General features: G+C 53.5%; 18 protein-coding genes. 6 read left to right on the top strand and 12 right to left on the bottom strand.

Annotation, left to right across the window (positions count from 1 at the left end; translation table 11 throughout):
• Positions 1–54 precede the first annotated feature (54 nt).
• From EJE49_RS13785 to EJE49_RS13770, 4 genes are read right to left on the bottom strand one after another with little or no spacing between them, the layout of a single operon-like run.
• Entirely contained in the window at positions 55–3,099 is a 3,045-nt protein-coding gene (locus tag EJE49_RS13785; RefSeq protein WP_124951793.1) for an efflux RND transporter permease subunit, read from the bottom strand.
• Positions 3,096–4,196 carry an efflux RND transporter periplasmic adaptor subunit gene (locus EJE49_RS13780; RefSeq protein ID WP_124951791.1) on the bottom strand — a complete coding sequence of 367 codons (1,101 nt, stop codon included), beginning with the start codon at positions 4,194–4,196 and terminating at the stop codon, positions 3,096–3,098. Before EJE49_RS13780 ends, EJE49_RS13785 begins: the two co-directional genes overlap by 4 nt.
• Entirely contained in the window at positions 4,189–5,592 is a 1,404-nt protein-coding gene (locus EJE49_RS13775; RefSeq protein WP_124951789.1) for an efflux transporter outer membrane subunit, read from the bottom strand. Before EJE49_RS13775 ends, EJE49_RS13780 begins: the two co-directional genes overlap by 8 nt.
• Complete coding sequence (locus EJE49_RS13770) at positions 5,589–6,608, bottom strand: hypothetical protein (protein WP_124951787.1); 1,020 nt, start codon at positions 6,606–6,608, stop codon at positions 5,589–5,591. Before EJE49_RS13770 ends, EJE49_RS13775 begins: the two co-directional genes overlap by 4 nt.
• 156 nt (positions 6,609–6,764) lie before the next feature.
• Here EJE49_RS13770 and EJE49_RS13765 point away from each other — a divergent pair, with 156 nt between their 5' ends.
• A complete protein-coding gene (locus EJE49_RS13765; RefSeq protein WP_124951785.1) occupies positions 6,765–7,574 on the top strand; it encodes a phosphate/phosphite/phosphonate ABC transporter substrate-binding protein in 810 nt (269 codons plus the stop codon).
• Positions 7,575–7,621: 47 nt separating this feature from the next.
• Positions 7,622–8,440, top strand: a complete 819-nt coding sequence (locus EJE49_RS13760; protein WP_124951783.1) for a PhnD/SsuA/transferrin family substrate-binding protein — start codon at positions 7,622–7,624, stop codon at positions 8,438–8,440.
• Positions 8,441–8,447: 7 nt separating this feature from the next.
• On the opposite strand, the gene nadC is transcribed toward EJE49_RS13760, so the two are convergent.
• The gene (nadC, locus tag EJE49_RS13755; RefSeq protein ID WP_124951781.1) at positions 8,448–9,281 is read right to left on the bottom strand and encodes a carboxylating nicotinate-nucleotide diphosphorylase; all 834 of its coding nucleotides are present in this window, start codon (positions 9,279–9,281) and stop codon (positions 8,448–8,450) included.
• Between the two features lie 156 nt (positions 9,282–9,437).
• On the opposite strand from nadC, the gene clpB reads away from it, so the two are divergent.
• Together clpB and EJE49_RS13745 are read left to right on the top strand one after the other, a co-directional pair.
• Positions 9,438–12,020: an ATP-dependent chaperone ClpB gene (gene clpB, locus EJE49_RS13750; RefSeq protein ID WP_124951929.1), complete on the top strand. Its 2,583-nt coding sequence runs from the start codon at positions 9,438–9,440 to the stop codon at positions 12,018–12,020.
• A 213-nt stretch (positions 12,021–12,233) separates the two neighbouring features.
• Positions 12,234–12,683 (top strand): hypothetical protein, encoded by a 450-nt coding sequence (locus EJE49_RS13745; RefSeq protein WP_124951779.1) that lies wholly within the window; start codon positions 12,234–12,236, stop codon positions 12,681–12,683.
• Positions 12,684–12,755: 72 nt separating this feature from the next.
• On the opposite strand, the gene EJE49_RS13740 is transcribed toward EJE49_RS13745, so the two are convergent.
• The 6 genes from EJE49_RS13740 to wrbA all read right to left on the bottom strand — a co-directional run bounded on the left by EJE49_RS13740 (position 12,756) and on the right by wrbA (position 16,862).
• The gene (locus tag EJE49_RS13740) at positions 12,756–13,085 is read right to left on the bottom strand and encodes a glutathione S-transferase N-terminal domain-containing protein (RefSeq protein ID WP_223246968.1); all 330 of its coding nucleotides are present in this window, start codon (positions 13,083–13,085) and stop codon (positions 12,756–12,758) included.
• 319 nt (positions 13,086–13,404) lie between these two features.
• Positions 13,405–13,851, bottom strand: coding sequence for a universal stress protein (locus tag EJE49_RS13735; protein ID WP_124951775.1), 447 nt, complete (start codon positions 13,849–13,851; stop codon positions 13,405–13,407).
• An 88-nt stretch (positions 13,852–13,939) separates the two neighbouring features.
• The gene (locus tag EJE49_RS13730) at positions 13,940–14,599 is read right to left on the bottom strand and encodes a DUF1345 domain-containing protein (protein WP_124951773.1); all 660 of its coding nucleotides are present in this window, start codon (positions 14,597–14,599) and stop codon (positions 13,940–13,942) included.
• Entirely contained in the window at positions 14,599–15,885 is a 1,287-nt protein-coding gene (serS, locus tag EJE49_RS13725; protein ID WP_124951771.1) for a serine--tRNA ligase, read from the bottom strand. The genes EJE49_RS13730 and serS overlap by 1 nt, the downstream gene beginning before the upstream one ends.
• Before the next feature lie 15 nt (positions 15,886–15,900).
• Positions 15,901–16,254 (bottom strand): DUF2069 domain-containing protein, encoded by a 354-nt coding sequence (locus EJE49_RS13720; RefSeq protein WP_124951769.1) that lies wholly within the window; start codon positions 16,252–16,254, stop codon positions 15,901–15,903.
• On the bottom strand, positions 16,251–16,862 hold the full coding sequence (wrbA, locus tag EJE49_RS13715) for an NAD(P)H:quinone oxidoreductase (RefSeq protein WP_124951767.1): 612 nt from the start codon (positions 16,860–16,862) through the stop codon (positions 16,251–16,253). Before wrbA ends, EJE49_RS13720 begins: the two co-directional genes overlap by 4 nt.
• 89 nt (positions 16,863–16,951) lie before the next feature.
• Between wrbA and EJE49_RS13710 the strand changes: the two genes are divergently transcribed.
• On the top strand, positions 16,952–18,118 hold the full coding sequence (locus EJE49_RS13710) for a YihY family inner membrane protein (RefSeq protein ID WP_124951765.1): 1,167 nt from the start codon (positions 16,952–16,954) through the stop codon (positions 18,116–18,118).
• On the opposite strand, the gene EJE49_RS13705 is transcribed toward EJE49_RS13710, so the two are convergent.
• Complete coding sequence (locus EJE49_RS13705) at positions 18,100–19,692, bottom strand: cyclic-di-GMP receptor FimW-related protein (RefSeq protein WP_124951763.1); 1,593 nt, start codon at positions 19,690–19,692, stop codon at positions 18,100–18,102. The genes EJE49_RS13710 and EJE49_RS13705 overlap by 19 nt on opposite strands.
• A 136-nt stretch (positions 19,693–19,828) precedes the next feature.
• Between EJE49_RS13705 and EJE49_RS13700 the strand changes: the two genes are divergently transcribed.
• Positions 19,829–20,395, top strand: a complete 567-nt coding sequence (locus EJE49_RS13700; protein ID WP_124951761.1) for a YqhA family protein — start codon at positions 19,829–19,831, stop codon at positions 20,393–20,395.
• Positions 20,396–20,441 lie beyond the last annotated feature (46 nt).

Here is a 20,441-nt window from a genome sequence, read left to right as displayed (position 1 = left end):
GTCTATAGCCACTTATTAGTTATTGCTCAATATCGTAACACGCTTATATTGCGGCTAAAGCCATTTTTTAAAATATTTTACCGCGTCGTCGACGTAAGTATATACGACCGGAATGATAAGCAGGCTGAGCAAGGTAGATGTGATCAAGCCGCCGATCACGGCAATGGCCATCGGCGCGCGGAAGCTGGGGTCAACCCCGAAGCCCATTGCAATCGGTAACATGCCTGCGCCCATCGCAATCGTGGTCATCAGGATAGGACGGGCACGTTTGCTACAGGCATCGACCAGTGCATCAAACCTGGCCATACTATGATCGCGGCGCGCAACGATGGCGTATTCGACCAGCAGGATGGAATTTTTGGTGACGATACCCATAAGCATGAGCAAGCCTATCAGCGACGGCATGGAAAAACTGCTGTGGGTGAGGTAAAGCGCAGCAAATGCTCCGCCAAATGCCAGCGGCAGCGCAGCCAGGATGGTGACCGGCTGGCTGAAATCATGGAACAGCAGCACCAGCACGAAATACACGCACAATACGCCGATAACCATGGCCAGCCCGAAACTGCCGAACAGTTCCTGCATACGTTCGGCATCACCCGAATCACTGCGGTATACGCCCGGCGGCAGATTGTTCATGCTGGGGAGTTTGCCGACTGCTTTGAACACATCGCCAAGTTGCTGGCCGTTGAGTTCGATATCGATAGTTACGTTGCGGTTACGGTCGAGGCGGTCGATTTGTGCAGGTCCGCTGCCTAGACTTAATTTAGCGACGGTGCCGAGCATGACATCGCCATTTTTGGCAGGTACCCCTAATTGCGCCAGAGCATCCAGATCCTGTCGCGTGCTGTCCGGTAAGCGGGTACGGATAGGAATCTGGCGCTCGGCGAGATTGAGTTTGGCCAGTGCCGTGCTGTAATCGCCGCTGGTTGCAATACGTAGCGTGTCGCCGATATCAGCCGTAGTGACGCCTAATTCTGCTGCGCGGGCAAAGTCAGGCTGGATCACGATTTCAGGGCGCAACAGGCTGGCCGATGAAGTGACATTGCCCAGGCCTTTCAGCGTGCGTATGTCGCGCACCACACGCTGAGCCGCATCGGCCAGGCTGGCCGGATCTTCGCCGGACAGCACTAGTTGCAGTTTTTCGCCGCTGTCGCCGCCGCCTACGGTCGAGCGAGCGCCGGGTAGCGCCTGCAAGCGCTGGCGGATCTCGGCTTCGATATCCTGTTGAGATAGTTGGCGCTGGTCGCGGTGGCTGAGGCTGACAGTCAACGTGGCTTTGCGCACATCGCTGCTGCCGCCCTGAGAGAACAGATCGCCTCCGCCGGAGCCGCCACCGATACTGGTGTAAATCTGTTTGATTTCCGGGATGCTCGTCAGTAATTGCCGCGCTGCTTCGGCGCTGGCGCGGGTGTCAGCCAGCTGGCTGCCGGGAGGTAATTCCAGGCTGACAAAGGTCTGTCCACGGTCGCCGGGCGGCACAAAGCCGGAGGGCAACAAGGGTATCAGGGCGATGGAGCTGATAAAGAATACGGCTGCGGCGAACGAGGTGCTCAGGCGATGGTGCAGGCACCATCTCACCCAGCCCAGATAACGCCGCATGAGCGCACTATCATGGGATTTGGGTGGTAATGGCTTGAGCATGTAGGCCGCCATCATCGGGGTCAGCAGACGTGCCACGACCAGCGAGGCCATCACTGCCAAGGCCGCGGTCCAGCCAAACTGCTTGAAAAACTTGCCGGCAACGCCCGCCATGAATGCCGTCGGCAGGAATACCGCGACCAAGGTGGCGGTGGTGGCCACCACCGCCAGGCCGATTTCATCTGCGGCTTCCAGCGCTGCCTGCATCGGGGATTTGCCCATACGCAAATGGCGCACGATGTTTTCAATCTCGACAATGGCGTCATCCACCAGGATGCCGACCACCAGCGCCAACGCCAGTAAGGTGACGGTGTTAAGTGAGAAGCCGAAATACTGCATGCCGATGAAGGTGGGAATCACGGATAGCGGCAATGCGGTAGCGGCCACCAGGGTTGCCCGCCAGTCACGCAGGAACCACCACACCACGAAAATGGCCAGCAGCGCGCCTTCATACAACAGGCCCATTGAGCCATCGTAAGAGTCCTGAACCGCAGCGACACCATCGAAAACTTCGGCAATCTGCAAATTAGGGTGCGTGCTACGTACGTTGGCAATGGCGGCGCGCACTTTGGCTGCAACAGCCACTTCACTGCTGCCTTTCATGCGCGTGACTTCAAAGCCGACGACTGGTTTACCGCTCAATAAGGCCAGGGTACGGCGTTCAGCATGAGTATCCTGCACGCTGGCGATCTGGTCCAGACGCAGACGGCGGCCATCGGCCAGCGGGATGGTGATTGCTGCCAGGTCTTCGGCAGATTTGACCGTGCCCAAAGTGCGGATGGATTGCTGAATATTGCCAACATCGCCACGTCCGCCGGAAGCTTCGACTTCGACGCGTTTGATCTGACGCGACACGTCTGTGGCCGTGACATGCAAGGCCGCAAGTTTGACCGGATCCAGAGTGATGCGGATTTCACGATCGACGCCGCCGACGCGCGAGACTTTGCCTACCCCCGGCACAGCCAGCAGCACTTTGGATAAATTGTTATCGACCAGCCACGACAGGTTTTCTTCGTCCATTTGCGCGGAGGATACGCTAAAGGTCAGAATAGGGCGGCCGGTGGTGGTGACTTTGCTGATGATCGGATCTTTGATATCGCCGGGCAGGTCGGCGCGAATACGGCTGATGGCATCGCGCACGTCGTTGACGGCTTCGCTGGTGTCCTTGTCCAGATCAAATTCGACGTAAGTCATTGAGCTGCCATCGGTGACGACTGAGCGGATATGTTTGACTCCACCCAGGCTAGCCAGCGAGTTTTCGATTTTACGCGTGACTTCTGTTTCCAGTTGCGCGGGGGAGGCGCCTTCCAGAGTGGTGGTAATGGTGACAACAGGGAGCTCAATGTCAGGAAAATCCTGTATGCCCATGCGGTGAAAGCTCAACAGGCCGACCAGTGTCAGCAGGATGAATAGCAGAATCGCCGGTATCGGCTGACGTATCGACCATGCGGAAACGTTCATTTGGCGCTGCCACTCACGGCAACTTTGACCAGGTCGCCATCGTTCAGGAAGCCGACACCATCGCTAATAATAGCGTCTTGCCCGGTGATGCCACTGAGTATTTCTACTTGATTGTCGCTGTGTTGCCCGGCTTTGATGCGCGTCAGCAGTGCATGTGCATCAGGACTCAAGCGGTACACATAACTGTAACCATCGCGCTCGGTGATGGCGCTGGCTGGCAAGCTCAAGCCGGCTGCGCTGCCGAGTTGGAATGATCCTTTGACGAACATGCCCGCGCGTGCAGCGGATCTGGCTGGCAGATCGACATAAACAATGCCGGTGCGGGTTTGCATGTCCAGACTGGGTGCAACGATACGCACTTTGCCGGTAATAGTTGCGCCATCCGGTAATTGGATGCGAGCTGCCTGTCCGGGGCGAATGCGGGTCAGTTGCTCCGCAGTCAGCTCGGCACGCCATTCCAGCCGGTTTTGCCGGATCAGGCTGAATAAGGACTGGCCGGCCTGAATGACGGCACCCACCGTAGCAGTGCGTGCAGAGATGACGCCATCATCAGGCGCGGTGATGCGGGCTTTCTGCAGGTTGAGCTGTTGCCGGTTTAATAGTGCGTTGGCGGCATCCAGACGGGCCTTGGCAGTGAGTGCTGCGGTTTTGTACTGGGCAATCTGTTGCGCGCTCATTGCGCCGGTGCCACTTAAGGCTTGCGCCCGTTCGGCATTGGTAGTGGCTTCCATCAAGGCGGCAGCGGCCTCGGCCTGACTGGCACGCTGCTGGGAGATGTCCGCCTGCAGGGTGTCGTCGCTGAATTGAGCGAGTACCTGGCCACGCTTGACCTGATCACCTACGTTGACATTGACACTGGCCAATTTCAGCCCGCCGGTTTCGGTGCCGATGCTGGCCTCCTGCCATGCAGCGATATTGCCATCAGCATGGATGGTAATGGGCCAGTTTTGCTGGCTGGCATGGGTAACCGTGACGGTAAGCGCGGGTTTGGCGGCTGCCGTTGCAGGCGCTGCCGGTTTTGGCTTGCGGCTGATAACGAGTGCCGCTACGGCAAGAATGGCTACAAGAACCAGTGTGATTTTGAGTGGTTTAGTCATGGTTGTTTATTATCTCGTACCCGCCGCCCATGGCTTTGTATAAGCTGATGCTGGCGGTAAGCTGGTCGCGTTGCAGTGTGGTTAACGTGTTTTCAGCGGTGATCAGGTTGCGTGCGCTGTCTTCGACTTCCAGCAGGCTGGTGGTGCCGGCTTGATAACGCTGGTTCATGGCCTGCCAGGCGGCTTTAAAGTCAGTCACGCTGGACTGCGCATCCAGCATGCGCTGGCGGGTGCTGTCGAGCCTGACCAGTGCCTGTTCGGTTTCTTTTACCGCATTACGCACTTTCAGCTCGTAACCCGCACGCGCTTCGTCATATTTGGCGAGCGCAAGCTGCGCATTGGCGCGGCGCTTGCCGGCATCGAACAGCGGGATAGTCAGGGCCGGGCCAAACGACCAGGTATCCGTCTGGCTACTGACGCCGTTGAGATTAAGCAGTGAAACGCCGATAGAGCCAGTCAGTGATAAGCGCAGATAGCGGTTGGCTTCAGCCAGCCCGGCATCCGCCATCGCAGCAGCCAGATCACGCTCGGCAGCGGCCAGGTCGGGGCGTTGGCGTAACAGGTCAGCAGGGACGCTGCTGATGTTGAGCAGGGGCGAGGTTGGCAACTGCGCATGGCGTGGTGCGAGTTGCTGGCGCAGGGTGGTTTCTTCTATACCAGTCAAGGCGACCAGCGCTTTGATGTTCAGTTCGCATTCGGCTTGCTGATTAAGCAGGCGGTTATGGGCATCGCTGGCATACGCCCGGGTGAGCGTGCTGTCGCTGGCCGGAAGAAATAGCTCAGTCACTTTAAGCTGGGTGAGCGCCGCAGTATGCTGGCGTGAATGCCAGTCGCGATCTGCGCTGTCAGTCGCTATTTCGCAGGCACGCAGGTTGAGATAGCTATTGGCAACTTCGGCGGCCAGGCTCACCCGCGCATCATGCCAGTCGGCCTGGCGAGCGGTAATGTGAGCAAGCGCTGATTCGCGGGCGCGGCGGCTGGCACCAAACAAGTCAATTTCCCATGCGGCATCCAGGCTGAGGCTGCTCGCAGTCTGCAGAAATACCTGGCTGCCAAACGGGTTGCTTTTGCTTCGCGTGGATTTGGCATTGAGGTCAACGCTGGGGTAGAGCGATGCTGCTGTGCTATCCCAACTGGCACGGGCCTGCTTGATGCGGGCGACCGCTTGGGTCAGGGTAGGGCTGGATTGTTCGGACGTCTGGATGAGTTGCGTGAGTGTCGGGTCATTAAAACTACCCCACCATTCAGTTAGTTGAGTCAGTTTGCCTTCATGTGGCAAGGGTGCCTGCCAGGTAGCCGATAGTTTCGGTTGCGGTGCCGTGTAGCGGGGGCCGACACTGCATGCAGATAATGTCGTCAGTAAGCCGGTTGCAATAACTAATCTGCTTAGATTCATGCTGGCATGGTCAGTAATTGCGGGAGGGTGTCGCGCCGCCACAGTTTTAATAAATCACTTCGTCGGGTTTGCCAGCTAATGGCATGTTGCTGTGTATAAGTGTTGATGCTGATAGCTGACAATTTACCCGATTTCAGTTGAGCGAGTAAGGGGCCGAACCAGTCTTTTTCCATCTGCAGGATCGCTTCGCGCCAGCCGAGATAGTCACCGTATTGCGCCGCGCCGCTTAAGGCATCCAGTAAAACCACTGCCGGCTGATCTATGCTGTCAGCCGTCCTGGGCAGGCTGTCGTTTGCTACGCCGGCAGCAAAAGCCAGGGCGCGGGCATCATTGTCATCGGCCAGCAGCTTGGCAGAGGTCGTTGCCTGCAGGGATGGCATCACGCCGCCTCCCCAGCACCACAGGCCGTTGACAGTCAGTTCGCCGCGCGCTTCACGCGCATCATTGACGGCAAGGCTGAAGAACAGCATTTGAATTTCGTTATATAAACGATGCCAGGCCAATGCCTCTGCGCCGCTGGGGAGGTAAGGATCAATATGCTGACCGGTGACTGCATTCACACTGTGAGTCGCCAGGGCGGGCGGGGTGTTCAGGCGCAAATACCAGCGATTGGGGCGTAGCGGGTAGAGCACGTAGCCATCGTCCTGGAAATGCTGATTAAAGGCTGCGGCAAACTGCTCTGCCTCGGTCTGGCTAAGGCTAAATGCACCGCTGTCGACCAGCATTAATTGATCTCGTGTCGCGCGCAAATGCACCGGGTCGGCGCGTAACCAGTAATACCCGGCAGGGTCGCCACCATCGGCCAGTAAAGTGACAGGCGCCATGGGCCAGTCGGTTTGCCGGACTACGCCAAAATGCTGGCATAAGCCTTCCTCAAGTCCGCCAGTTGTGTTGTTCTGAGTGCGACTGGCGCGCGCGAGTAAGGTTTTGAGTGCCGGTAAGGGCAAGTCGCTCAATAGCGCGGCGTTCATTTCCGGTGTGGGAATGAGGTAGGGGATAAGCAGGCTGATATTCATAACCGCAGTTTATCATCGACTGATAATCGGAGTGGAAGGTGATTTTATTAGTTATGAAGGTGAGCTTAGTATTTGATTACCATTGATATGGCTGGGTTAGCCATGTAGCCTGAATCGGCAGCCGATAAACTATAAGTAAATAATGAGGAGGGCGTTATGAATCGTCGAAGATTTGTACAGGTTTTATTGGGCACATCTTTGCTATCCAGTTATGCTGCTCAGGCATTAATGCTGGAGGGGAACGGGGATTTTATCATGGCTATTTTCCCGGGGACTGGGGCCAAGGATATCGATTCCCGGCTGTTTGCGGATTATACCCATCCATTGACAGCGGCACTTGCTGCGAAAGTGGGGCATAAAGTTTATGCCGAGTCGTACCGTAGCTTTTCTTTAATTAAAAATGTAATTGATAATGGTCGGGCCGATTTGTTACTGGTTCCACCAACGCTGGCAGTTGTTGCCATGCAGCATGGATATGAACCCGTAGTGCGTTCCAAGGATTATTTAAGCGGTGTGATGATTAAACGCAAAGGTGAAACGGTTAAGCGTATTGCGATGACGGGGGCAGATTCCTGGCCGGGCCTGATGGGGCGTTATTTACTTGCAGAGCGCAAACTCGGCCCGTCATCGATGATAGAGTCCGTTAAAAATCAGGAAGCGGTAGTGTTTTTGCTTGAACAAAAAGCTGTACAAGCGGGCGTGCTGGCAACCTATAAAGCGAATGCCATGATCGCGACCGGTCAATATGAGGCTTGGTATCCGCTCACCAGCACGCCTGGATTTACGCTGCTGTTGCATAATAAACTGATGGCGAAATATGCAGAGCCGGTCAGTCAGACCATGTTGTCTCTTTCCGCGCCGGCTATTGATGGTTTACAAACTTTGATTCCCGCTACAATCAAGCAATTTGTACCCTGCGGCAGGCAGGATTATGAAATTTTGAAAAAAATAGTCGCTGCGACTTAATTGCCATATTGGCCAACTGGGCGCGGTGCATACGCACAGGAATTTTTATGAATAGACGTTTATTTTTGCAAACATTGATTGGGGCAACTGTGGTTGCTAATCAATCTGCTCAGGCCTTGTTGTTATCAGGGCAAGGGGATTTGATTGTCTCCATTTACCCTGGAACCGGGGCTGCCGAGATTGATTTGCATTTGTTCAAAACGTTTACACAACCACTCTCTACAGCTTTGAGCAACAAACTTGGTAAAAAAGTCTACACCGAACCTTACCGCAATTTTTCGCTGATCAATAACGCAATTAAAGATAATCGCACCGATGTATTGTTTGTTCCCCCGATTGTTGCCATACATGCAATGCAATATGGTTATCAGCCTCTGGTGCGCGTCAAGGATTTGGCAACCGGTGTGCTGGTTAAACGCAAAGGGCAGCATGTGACGCGTATAGGTATCACCGAGCCGGATTCATGGCTAGGTGCCATGGGGCGCAATGTGATTGCCGAGCATCAGCTGGGTACGCCTGCGATGCTGGAAACGGTAAAAACGCAGGATGCGGTTGTTTATTTGCTGGAACAAAAAGCGGTGCAAGCCGGAGTGCTGCGTACCGAAAAAGCGAGCAAGCTGATAGCGACCGGTGAGTATGAAGCCTGGGATCCTTTACCGGTATCCCCTGATTTTACGGTGCTGATCCATCAGAAATTAGCTGCAAATTATGCCGAGACTGTGCGGCAAACCATGCTGACGCTGCCTGCTGCTGTGACTAGCAGCCTGCAGGAAGCGATACACGTGCCGATTAAACAGTTTGTGACGTGTAGCAAACAGGATTATGCGGTTCTGGCAAAGGCAATCGGGGAAAAATTGCCGGCGTAGTGGCTGGTTACTGGATACGCATCGACAGGTCTACTGCACTGATATGTTTCGTTATCGCACCGCTGGAGATGCGGTCTACACCGGTTTCTGCAATGGCGCGCAGGCTGTCGAGGCCAACGCCGCCAGAGGCTTCGAGTACTGCGCGCCCCTGAGTTAAAGCGACCGCAGCACGCAGTTGTTTCAAATCAAAATTATCCAATAGTATCAGCTTGGCTCCCGCCTGCAGGGCTTGCTCCAGTTCGGACAGGTTTTCCACTTCAATTTGCACCGGAACAACAGCGTTGCGTGTGGCCTGGAGCACAGCAGCAATACCGCCGGCTGCGGCAATGTGGTTTTCCTTGATGAGGATGCCGTCATACAGGCCAATGCGTTGATTGGCGCCACCACCCACGGTAACCGCATATTTTTGTGCAAGGCGCAGCCCGGGCAGGGTTTTTCGCGTGTCCATCACCACGGCTTGAGTGCCTTTGATGGCTTCGGCATAACGGTGTGCGGCAGTTGCGGTAGCGGAGAGTGTCTGCAGGAAATTCAATCCGGTGCGTTCCGCGGTTAACAGTGCGCGCGCGTTACCCTTCACTTCACAAAGCATTTGATCGACACCGATACATTGACCGTCCTGAGTGTACCAGTCGATTTTTACTTCCGGATCAAGCTGTCGGAAACAGGCTTCAAACCATGCCTGTCCACAGAAAATCGCTTTCTCGCGACAAATCACATAAGCGCTGGCCTGGTGGTCGGCGGGTATCAGTTGTGCCGTAAGGTCGCCGCTGCCGATGTCTTCACGTAATGCTGCTGCTACATTGGTTTCAATTGCGAGTGCGAGTAATGCTGAATCAATCATGGCTTGCGTTGCGTAAATTAGTATCTGCTTATTGTGCAGGCACAGGCTGATTCATGCAACTAAAAGCGCATCATATAAATTTAAGACATACAGGGTTGAAATAAACTGCAAGCGCCTCATCTATCGTCTATATTGATATTTTACCAGGGGGTAATGATGCGTATTGATAAGTTAACAACCCAGTTTCAACAGGCTTTGGCTGATGCGCAAAGCCTTGCTATCGGTCAGGACAACCAATTCATAGAGCCCGTGCATTTAATGGCGGCGCTGATCGACAACGCCGAAGGCGGCACCACGTCACTGTTATCGCGTGCCGGTGGCAATGTGCGCGCATTGCGCACGGCATTGCAAACTGCCATTGAGCGCTTGCCTAAAGTGGAAGGTCATGGCGGCGAAGTGCAGGTGTCGCGTGATTTGACCAACTTGCTTAACGTGACTGACAAAGAAGCGCAGAAGCGCGGTGATCAATTTATTGCCAGCGAACTGTTTCTGTTGGCAGCATGTGACGACAAAGGCGAGGTTGGTCGTGCGCTGAAGCAGCATGGTGTGACCAAGCTGGCGCTGGATGCGGCGATTACACAAGTGCGCGGCGGCGAGAATGTGAACAGCGCGGAAGCCGAAGGCCAGCGCGAGGCATTGAACAAATATACGCTTGATCTGACCGAGCGTGCCCGTATGGGTAAGCTCGACCCGGTGATCGGGCGTGATGATGAAATCCGCCGCACTATACAGGTGCTACAGCGCCGCAGTAAAAACAACCCGGTGCTGATCGGTGAGCCGGGTGTGGGCAAGACCGCGATTGTGGAAGGTCTGGCCCAGCGTATTGTCAATGGCGAAGTGCCGGAAACGCTGAAGAACAAACGTGTGCTGGTGCTGGATATGGCGATGCTGCTGGCCGGTGCCAAATACCGTGGCGATTTTGAGGAACGGCTGAAAGCAGTGCTGAAAGAAGTTTCGCAAGATGAAGGCCGCATCATCCTGTTTATCGATGAATTGCATACCATGGTCGGTGCCGGTAAAACCGAAGGCTCGATGGATGCCGGCAACATGCTCAAGCCTGCATTGGCGCGGGGCGAGCTGCATCTGGTGGGGGCAACCACGCTGGACGAATATCGCAAGTACGTGGAAAAAGATGCTGCATTGGAGCGCCGCTTCCAGAAGGTGCAGATCGATGAACCTAGCGTGGAAGATACCATTGCAATCTTGCGCGGTCTGCAGGAGAAATACGAAGTTCACCATGGGGTGGATATTACCGACCCGGCTATCGTCGCCGCAGCCGAGTTGAGTCATCGCTATATCACTGACCGCTTTTTGCCGGATAAGGCGATTGATCTTATCGATGAAGCCGCTTCCAAAGTGCGTATGGAAATTGACTCCAAGCCGGAGTCTATGGATAAGCTAGACCGTCGTCTGATTCAGCTTAAGATCGAGCGCGAATCGGTGAAGAAGGAAAAAGACGAAGCCTCGCAGAAACGTCTGGGCCTGCTGGAAGAAGAAATTGCCAAACTGGAACGCGAGTACGCTGATCTGGAGGAAATCTGGAAAGCGGAAAAAGCCATGGTGGCGGGTACCCAGCACATCAAGGAACAGCTTGATCAGGCGCGGGTCGATATGGAAGAAGCCAAGCGCGAAGGCAACTGGCAGAAAATGTCGGAAATCCAGTATGGTCGTGTGCCGGAACTGGAAGCTCAATTGCATCAGGCGCAAGCCGCCGAGAATGCCGAGCAGGCTACGCCGAACCGTTTGTTGCGCACGCAGGTCGGCGCGGAAGAAATCGCCGAGGTGGTATCGCGTGCAACGGGTATTCCTGTTTCCAAAATGATGGAAGGCGAACGCGACAAGCTGTTGCAAATGGAAGTGGCATTGCATGACCGCGTGGTGGGGCAGGATGAAGCGGTACGTCTGGTGTCGGATGCAATTCGTCGTTCGCGTTCCGGCCTTGGCGATCCGGGTCGGCCATACGGTTCGTTCCTGTTCCTGGGGCCGACCGGTGTGGGTAAAACCGAGCTGTGTAAAGCGCTGGCCGGCTTCCTGTTCGATTCGGAAGATCATTTGGTGCGTATCGACATGAGTGAATTCATGGAGAAGCATTCCGTATCACGCCTGATCGGCGCGCCACCGGGCTATGTTGGCTACGAAGAGGGCGGTACCCTGACAGAAGCGGTGCGGCGCAAGCCTTACAGCGTGATCCTGCTGGATGAAGTGGAAAAAGCGCATCCGGACGTGTTTAACGTGCTGCTGCAAGTGCTGGATGACGGACGTCTGACCGACGGCCAGGGGCGCACGGTGGATTTCAAGAATACCGTGATTGTGATGACTTCGAACCTGGGTTCGCAGATGATCCAGCAGATGAGCGGCGACCCGTATCAGGCGGTGAAAGACGCCGTGATGACTGAGGTGAAAACCTACTTCCGTCCGGAGTTTATCAACCGTATCGATGAAGTAGTGGTATTCCATGCGCTGGGCGGTGCTCATATCCGTTCCATTGCCAAGATACAGCTGCAATATCTGGCCAAACGCCTGGCGGCAATGGGCATGGGCTTCGAGATCAGCGATGCGGCACTGGATGAAATTGCGACTGTGGGTTTCGATCCGGTGTTTGGTGCACGGCCTCTGAAACGGGCCATTCAGTCGCAACTGGAAAATCCGTTGTCCAAAGAGATACTGTCCGGGCATTTTGCAGAAAAAGACACTGTGCACGTGGATTATCGTAATGATGTGATGGTGTTTACCAAGTAAGTAAAATCGGTTGTTTTGCCAATCGGACTTTAATTACCGCAGTAAATGAAAAAAGGAACGCTATGTTAGCGTTCCTTTTTTTGTGGGTAGTCCACTTATACGAATGATGAATTTCAGTATAAATGGATAAATTCCAGTATATTGGCTAAGTGCAAAACAGTGATTGGCTGGAACGCATGTTATCCCCGTTAAATTCGAGAAGTGAGTCTCGCTATGCGCCTTAACTATTTATTGCTGTGTCTGCCATTGCTGTTGCCTGTGCATAGCCAGGCGCATGAGTTGCAGGCATGCGCGTCAACGATGGGCGAGTTGAAGCTGATGCTCGGCGAGCAGGTTTTTCCGCTGAAATGGGAAGAGACCTCCATGGATGACGGCAAGCCGCTGGTGGTTTCAATTGTTGAAAATAACGGCGCGCTTTATATTGAATTCATTAAAACCAGAGAGGGTCTCTGGGCTGAAAGCGCGGGCGTTATTTGCAAGGCTGGTGCCAATCTGGAAACCCGTTTTACCGGGGAGCAGATACGCCTTGGGCCAGCAGCCAACTGGGTGTTGCGCTATGCCTTAAGAAATGGCGGCAAGTTCACCATGACCAAGCTGGAAACGGGGCAGCTACGCATAGCGACCAGCGGCTGGAGTGGCGTTTTTGCACCCCGGGTAAAGTAATTGTTGCTTGCCAGTAGCGCCAAGCTGGGGCTTCAATCCCCAATGTTGGCGCGGAGGCTGGGTCTGATGGTGTTAAGCAAAACGCGCATGCAGATAACGAATGATTTCTGAAGACTCATACATCCACTGAACATTTCCGTGTTCATCTGTAATTCTCAAACAAGGCACTGTAACCCGACCACCACCCTGCAATAACGCTTCGCGGTTTTGCTGTTGATTTTGCGTATCCAGCAGCAGGATATTCAGCGATAAACGGCTCAGCTCGCGTCGGACCTTGATGCAGAATGGGCAGGTCTTGAACTGGTAAAGCGCCAGATCTTTGCATTGCTGATCGACACGTTGCTGCGCTTCCGGTTGGCGACTGACACCTTTGGGCGTGGTCATTTTTTCCCAAACCAGCATGAAGGGGATCAGCACGATTCGCAACGATTTGAAGAAAATTCTAAAGAAACATTTCATTAGGCATACTCACGTTATTTTTAGTCAAAAAAGGGGTCATTGGATACGTCGGTTCCGGCAGTCTGGACAGAAAACTACAGGTTTAGGCGGCCAGCAGTCATGTACGAACGCTATGATACACATCTTTTTTGGCATTTAACTTTCTTGTAACGATGATTGGGCTGACCGTTATATCCGTATTTTAGTCCCTGTTTGCTTACGAAAACCTAACGTTAACAATCAGCGCTTTTTGACTGCAGATGCTGTAGCTTCGTTTTGCAGGCTATTCTCCACGTATTAATAGTACCGGAACGCTGGCCATGCGCACTATGTCCTCCGCTACGCTGCCAAGCAGCAGGTGCGCAAAACCACGGCGTCCATGGGTGCCGAGTACAATCAGATCTGCCGGCCATTTTTTGGCGTCATCCACCACTTCCGTAGCGATTCGCGTAACGCCTGCCGTTTCTAACAGCGCGGTTTCTGCCGACACGCCGGATTTTTCGACATGCGCCTGCACCTGCTGCAGTAACTTAATGCCACTCTGACGCAGCGTGTCCATTACTTCGGGCATATACGTCATGCCGCCGTTGTCGATATCTATCATGGCAGTGTCAACAACATGGAGTAAACGCAGCGTCGACTTGTGTACTTGCGCAAGACGTATGGCTTCATTAACTGCTTTAGTGGATGTCGCGCTGCCATCAATGGCAACCAGTATGTGTTTGTACATGCTTATCTCCTGCTGCGTTTGAATGCTGTATTGAGTCTAGCATGTGTAACGGGGTACGCAATCCATGTTTGATTAAATCAGTGCTTCCCTAAATGAGGCTGGCGACGATGTTGATGCTTAAGGCGAGTATGACCATATTGAATGCAAATGAAAGCAGACCATGCATCAGGGCCAGGCGACGCATGATACGTGAGGTAACGGCGACATCGGAAACTTGAGACGTCATGCCGATGATGAAGGAGAAATAGGCGAAATCCAGGTAATCAGGTTCGTTGCCACCGGGGAAGTTCAGCCCGCCAATTTCCTTGCTATTGTTGGGGCCGCCACTGACATAGTAGCGATGGGCGTAGTGAAAGGCGAAACGCGTATGGATGAGTAGCCAGGATGCTATTAATGCCAGGATTGATAAGCCTATGTGCACTGCTTTATCCAGCGGACCGGTATTGGTTTCGGTTTTGAACAGGAAAATCAGTGCCATCAGGCTGGCCAGCGCTGCTAACGATACCAGCCACAAAATAGCTGTGCTGCTTTGGCGTTTATCATGGGTACTGCGTTTGGTGGCTTTGGCATCTGCGCCGGACATGGTCAGCCAGGCCAGCAACAGACTGACGCTGGCGCCCATATCCCAGCTGGCAATCAGGCGCGTGTCAGTCAGTATGCTGCCAGGCAGACCCAGCATCACTGCGGCCCCGGCAATTATTGCTATGCTGAGGCGCTGGTGGTCGCTGAGTTGGCCGAGGACAGTCATTAGTCAGTGACAGGCTGCAGGGCGCTGATGCCACCCATGTAAGGGCGCAGCACTTCGGGGATGGTGACTGATCCATCGGCTTGCTGATAATTTTCCAGTATGGCGACCAGGGTACGGCCCACGGCGAGTCCGGAACCATTGATGCTGTGCATCAGCTCAGGCTTGCCATTTTCACCACGGAAGCGGGCCTGCATGCGGCGGGTCTGGAATGCCTCGAAATTGCTACAGGACGAAATCTCGCGATAGGTGTTTTGCGCAGGCAGCCAGACTTCCAGATCGTAAGTTTTAGCTGCGGAGAAGCCCATGTCTTTGGTGCATAGCGCCATTTTGCGGTACGGCAGACCCAGCGCTTGTAATATGGCTTCAGCATGGCCAGTCAGGGCTTCCAGCGCGGCATAGCTCTGATCGGGCTCGACCAGTTGCACTAGTTCGACTTTGTCGAATTGATGCTGGCGGATCATGCCGCGGGTATCGCGGCCATAAGCGCCAGCCTCGGAGCGGAAACACGGAGTGTGGGCGACGAATTTGAGCGGCAGCTGTTCACGTGGCACGATTTCACCACGCACCATGTTGGTGACCGGCACTTCGGCAGTCGGGATCAGGTAGAGCTGTTCGGCATCGGTACGCGGTACATGGAACAGATCTTCCTCAAATTTGGGTAGCTGCCCGGTGCCGCGCATGGATTCGGCATTGACCAGGTAGGGTACATACACTTCGGTGTACTCATGCGTATCGGTATGGGTGTTGAGCATGAATTGCGCCAGCGCACGGTGCAGCTTGGCCAGGCCGCCGCGCAATAGCATGAATCTGGAGCCGGCAATCTTGCTGGCGGTTTCAAAATCCAGCCCCAGTTTTTCACCGAGATCGACGTGATCCTTGATAGTGAAATCGAAGTTGCGCGGGGTGCCGACGCGGCTCATTTCCACGTTGTCTTCTTCCGATTTGCCGATGGCGACCGACTCATGCGGCAGATTGGGGATGCTCATCAGCAAGGCATTCAGCGGTGCCTGTAATGCTGCCAGTGCAGTCTCGGCGGCCTTGAGCTCGTCACCCAGATGGGCGACTTCGGCCATGATTGCGCTGGTGTCTTCGCCTTTGGATTTGGCAATACCGATCTGTTTGGAAGTGGCGTTGCGCTTGGCTTGCAGCTCCTGGGTCAGGGTCTGTATGGTTTTGCGCTCGGCTTCGAGGCGGGCGAATTCGGCGGTATCAAGCTCGAAGCCGCGGCTGGATAAACGTGTGGCGACACTGGCCAGGTCGTTGCGAAGAAGTTGAATGTCTAGCATGGTGTTTCCTGTGTGTTAATGAGCACGACCGGTGGCGCGTGCGTAGTAAATAGCCGCTAAGAAAAAAGTGACAGTCAGGGCGACTTCTATCATCGCCAGTATTTGCGACAAGCCATGATCAGACCATGAGCGTACTGCACCCTCGGTGAAATAGATCAATATCATCATTGATGACCATTGGTAGGTATAACGCTTGCCGCGCAGGATGCCGAATAAAGGCACCATTAATGGCAATACCTTGAAGATGAGCGCGGAGCCACCCGGTTGTAGTGGCGCCAGCCAGCCTTCCCAAGCCACTGACAGGAAGATCAGGCCGATGAGACTGGCAATGCTGATATTTTGTAACAAGTTAGTGCTGATGCGATTCATGTACGGCTTTCTGTAGAAACGGCGAGTTTAAGGGCGGTACTGGCCAGACGCTTACCGAGCGCAAAAGCCAGTTTACGTTCGGCATCGGTGAGTTGTGTGCTGCTGTTGCTACCGCTGACGTGGCTGGCACCATAAGGTGTGCCGCCACTTACGGTATTGGTGAGCTCGGCTTCGGTGTAAGGGATGCCCACCAGCAGCATGCCATGATGCAGCAATGGCAGCATCATCGACAGTAATGTGCTTTCCTGGCCGCCATGCATGGTGGTGGTGGAGGTGAATACGGCCGCAGGTTTGCCGGCCAGCGCACCTTGCATCCATAACGCCGCAGTGCCATCCAGAAAGTATTTCATCGGCGCGGCCATATTGCCGAAGCGTGTCGGGCTGCCGAGTGCCAGACCGATGCATTCTTTCAGGTCGGCAAGTTCGACATACGGTGCGCCGGCATCCGGAACCGGTGGCGTGGCGATCTGGGTCACCGTGGCAACTTTGGGTACGGTGCGCAGGCGCGCTTGTGCACCCGGCACGGATTCGATGCCGTGCGCAATCGCCTGAGCGAGCGCCTGGGTGGAGCCATGCTGGCTGTAGTAGAGGACGAGAATGTCGTGCATGATTTCTATTTGCTGAATAAGTGGCAAGATTATAACGCGAGACGGGATGATTCTGGCGATTGCGAGGTTTATCCATTAAACTCAGGACTATGAATACTCATATCAAGCGTCTTTATTATTTCCTGCTGCTGGTTGCCAAACGCTTTATGGCGGATGGTTCCAATCAGACCGCCGCCAGTCTGACCTACACTTCATTGCTGGCCATCGTGCCGCTGATCACGATAGGTTTGACCATTTTTTCTGCTTTTCCTGCTTTCACCGAAATCTCGACCAGTCTGAAGGTTTTTCTGCTGAACAATATGGTGCCGGAAGCGGCGGGTAAGGTGATTACGGTTTATATGTTCCAGTTTTCCGAGAATGCAGGCAAGCTGACGGCGATTGGCACGGTGTTGCTGGCGGTCACGGCATTCATGCTGATGCAGACAATCGAGCATGCGCTGAATCGCATCTGGCATGTGCAGCGAGTGCGCCCTATGGCGCAGCGTTTTCTGGTGTACTGGTCAATATTGACGCTTGGGCCCTTACTGATCGGCGCCAGCTTGTATGTGACGTCGTATTTGACTAGTCTGACGTTTGGTTTGGGGCATCAGCAATATGGATTAAGTTTATTCGTATTGAAACTGATGCCGGTATTGCTGACGGTAATGGCGATGTCCTTGTTGTATTTGCTGGTGCCAAATCGTTACGTGCCAGCGCACCATGCATGGATAGGCGGGCTGGTGGCCGGCTTGGGCTTTGAGGCGATGAAGCTGCTGTTTTCGGTGTATATCAGTCATTTTCCTTCATACACACTGGTGTACGGCACCTTTGCTGCGTTACCAGTGTTTCTGTTGTGGATTTATTTGTCATGGATGACCGTGTTGGTGGGCGCAACCGTGACAGCGACCCTGCCATATTATCGCGCACCTCATGAAGCCGGTGTTCAGGCACCCGGCAGTCTGTTTTATATGGCGTTAACGATATTGAAACAGCTTGCAATGGCACAGCAGCAGGGGGAGGTGCTGACGATTAAGCAATTGGCGATCAGAATCGAGCGCGCTAGCTGGGAGCAGCTGGAAGAAGTGCTAGGGCAACTGGTGGATGCGCGCTGGGTGTTGCGTTCGGGTAAGGGTTGGGCGTTGGCGAAGCAGCCAGAATATATTTTGGTGCGTGAAGTGTTTGAGCGGCTGGTGTTCCAGCCTGATCAACAGGCGGCAGTGCTGAAGGTATTGGTGGCGCAGCCGGATATGACGCTGAATCAATGGCAGTTTGAATGATTTACTTTATCGACGGTGAATTCGAACAGATCAAATGACTGGGTTTGTAATACCAGTTTGCCCGGTACGATGGAGTGTGTGCCGTCGGTGATCAGGTCCATGTGTACGTTTTTCATGTATATGCCGTGGGGGGTGAGTAGTATATTGCCTTGTTTCAATGCTGAATTTTCAGGGAAAAGCATACCCGGTTGAACATTTTTAATGGCTGAGAACGGATTGCAAACGGAAACAGCGTGAGCATGTGGCGGCAACAACTGGACACCTATTGCAATAGCGCCGATATCCACATTCTTGATCCATTTAATCACGCATAAATTCCACGGTTCATCCGTTTTCTCACGCATCGCAATCAGCTCGCCTACTTTGATATGCGTCGGCGTGGCACCTGTGGTACGAAGAGAGTGCCCTTGTGCGCTGTTATTCACCGCTTGCCATTGACTGACGAAATAATTACGACTGGTATTTTCAGGCGCAGTAAAGCTGGCTGCGGTAATGTCGATCGGCTTGTCATCATTACCCACGGTGGTATTCAGCAGCGCATGAATCGTGCGCAAGCCATGATTCACTTCGATATTGTTCTGCGTATTACTGCGCCGGTTAAAGCGTCGCAAGTGCGGTATGCCCCAGCTATGGATCAGACGGCTGAGTAAATTCCGGTAACCGGCCTCGGATGCGATTTCAGTGAGTGCCAGTGACGCTGGTAATGAACCTGCTTCAAGCTTGGCTAGCAGGAAGAGCATATGTTCAATCAGGTTATGTGTGTTAAAAAAACACACTGATGAATTAGCTGTTCTGGTTTCAAGGCGGGTAGTGATGTGCGGCGGCGCATCCTCCGCCAGATTCAATGTGAAAATATTGGCGTTGGTATTGGCTGTATGGGTCGTTTCAATTTCGCACAGTAATGCGTATTCCCGGGTTAGTTCGATGACATGCGATAATTCACCCTGCATCAGATGGTATGGGTCAGCCAGCGCAATCAATAATATTTGCTGGTATGCATGGATGACCGTAGTGGGCGCGTCTTCACTGATAATGGTGTGAGTTGCCCCTGTCTCGTGCGCATACATGTATGTCTGGTGTATTTCCAGCCATAAGCCGACAGGTACGGGAGCATACATTTCATAGCATAATTCCAGTATGCGATGCTGGATTAACAGGAGCTGATAGATGACAGGAGTCGCATCAGGTTTGCTGCGGAAGTTAAGCAGACTGGTGCTGTTATCCATCAATACCAGCTTGTAGCCATGGCCTAATTCCAGTAATAATTCCCGGGCCAGGCGGGTATGGGCGTCCGCTTTTGCGGAGAGCGGCAACATGCTGCCAGAGAGTTGCCGTTGCAGCATGGTGACCTGAGTCTGGATGGTTTGCCAATACAAGGCCAGCAGTTTTAATCGGGTGTCACTGGATAAAGGCTGGCGATTGAGTGCTGCTAGAGATGATAATATGCTGCTAGAAGCGGTGTGCGGATCGCTCAGGTGCAGTTGTTCAAGCCAAGTCTGTAAATGCTTGGGGCGCATTTCGGTAGGGTGCGCAAGCTGTGTGTCCTGGGCAGGTATCGTGAACCTTGGCGTCATGATGAGCACTTCGTTTCATTATTATTTGAGATAGAGTGTATGACTTATTTTATAACTTGTAAAATAGACATGCACACCATCAGGTTATTATCCGGTACCGGTTTATTATAGTGTTGAATTTTTCAAAGGTAATATTATGAAATTTATGGAATTCTTGTTTGAAGGTGCATTGTGGCGGAGTCGTTATATGGTTGTGTTTGCCGTACTGGCGAGCATGGCAGCAGCATTGACTGTCATGTACATGGCGACGGTCGATGTGGTGTATCTGGTTCAGCATGTGCTGCATTATGCAGATAGCGGCTTGGCTGCGGAAGCACGCAAGGCTTTGCATGATGAAACCATTACCCACGTTGTTGAGGTGGTGGATGGTTATTTGCTGGCAACATTCATGCTGATTTTTTCGCTGGGTTTGTATGAGCTGTTTATCAGTGATATAGACGAAGCGCATGGTACGCGGACTTCCAGCAAGGTGCTGGTGATTAACAGTCTGGATGATCTGAAACAGCGCCTGGCTAAAGTGGTGCTGATGATCATGATTGTCAACCTGTTTGAAAAAGCGCTTAAAATTCCGATGAATCAGCCGCTGGATCTGTTGTATCTGGGCGGGGCGATCGCATTGATTGGTGTTGCGTTGTATTTCACTCACGCTTCAGAATCGCATAACAAAGATGGTGAAGAGCCTGAGAACAAAACAGCGCATTGAGTCGCGTCAGCATAAAAAAACGGTGCACCAGCACCGTTTTTTTATG

This window comes from Sulfuriferula thiophila, from assembly GCF_003864975.1.
Lineage (GTDB): Bacteria > Pseudomonadota > Gammaproteobacteria > Burkholderiales > Sulfuriferulaceae > Sulfuriferula > Sulfuriferula thiophila.
The sequence above is the reverse complement of the archived record's forward strand: the minus strand, read 5'-3'. Positions and strand labels throughout refer to the sequence as shown.

Bases quoted from the DNA above. Each gene is read 5' to 3' on its own strand.
- EJE49_RS13785 (WP_124951793.1), bottom strand. From the start codon at position 3,099: ATGAACGTTTCCGCATGGTCGATACGTCAGCCGATACCGGCGATTCTG.
- EJE49_RS13780 (WP_124951791.1), bottom strand. From the start codon at position 4,196: ATGACTAAACCACTCAAAATCACACTGGTTCTTGTAGCCATTCTTGCC.
- EJE49_RS13775 (WP_124951789.1), bottom strand. From the start codon at position 5,592: ATGAATCTAAGCAGATTAGTTATTGCAACCGGCTTACTGACGACATTA.
- EJE49_RS13770 (WP_124951787.1), bottom strand. From the start codon at position 6,608: ATGAATATCAGCCTGCTTATCCCCTACCTCATTCCCACACCGGAAATG.
- EJE49_RS13765 (WP_124951785.1), top strand. From the start codon at position 6,765: ATGAATCGTCGAAGATTTGTACAGGTTTTATTGGGCACATCTTTGCTA.
- EJE49_RS13760 (WP_124951783.1), top strand. From the start codon at position 7,622: ATGAATAGACGTTTATTTTTGCAAACATTGATTGGGGCAACTGTGGTT.
- nadC (WP_124951781.1), bottom strand. From the start codon at position 9,281: ATGATTGATTCAGCATTACTCGCACTCGCAATTGAAACCAATGTAGCA.
- clpB (WP_124951929.1), top strand. From the start codon at position 9,438: ATGCGTATTGATAAGTTAACAACCCAGTTTCAACAGGCTTTGGCTGAT.
- EJE49_RS13745 (WP_124951779.1), top strand. From the start codon at position 12,234: ATGCGCCTTAACTATTTATTGCTGTGTCTGCCATTGCTGTTGCCTGTG.
- EJE49_RS13740 (WP_223246968.1), bottom strand. From the start codon at position 13,085: ATGCTGGTTTGGGAAAAAATGACCACGCCCAAAGGTGTCAGTCGCCAA.
- EJE49_RS13735 (WP_124951775.1), bottom strand. From the start codon at position 13,851: ATGTACAAACACATACTGGTTGCCATTGATGGCAGCGCGACATCCACT.
- EJE49_RS13730 (WP_124951773.1), bottom strand. From the start codon at position 14,599: ATGACTGTCCTCGGCCAACTCAGCGACCACCAGCGCCTCAGCATAGCA.
- serS (WP_124951771.1), bottom strand. From the start codon at position 15,885: ATGCTAGACATTCAACTTCTTCGCAACGACCTGGCCAGTGTCGCCACA.
- EJE49_RS13720 (WP_124951769.1), bottom strand. From the start codon at position 16,254: ATGAATCGCATCAGCACTAACTTGTTACAAAATATCAGCATTGCCAGT.
- wrbA (WP_124951767.1), bottom strand. From the start codon at position 16,862: ATGCACGACATTCTCGTCCTCTACTACAGCCAGCATGGCTCCACCCAG.
- EJE49_RS13710 (WP_124951765.1), top strand. From the start codon at position 16,952: ATGAATACTCATATCAAGCGTCTTTATTATTTCCTGCTGCTGGTTGCC.
- EJE49_RS13705 (WP_124951763.1), bottom strand. From the start codon at position 19,692: ATGACGCCAAGGTTCACGATACCTGCCCAGGACACACAGCTTGCGCAC.
- EJE49_RS13700 (WP_124951761.1), top strand. From the start codon at position 19,829: ATGAAATTTATGGAATTCTTGTTTGAAGGTGCATTGTGGCGGAGTCGT.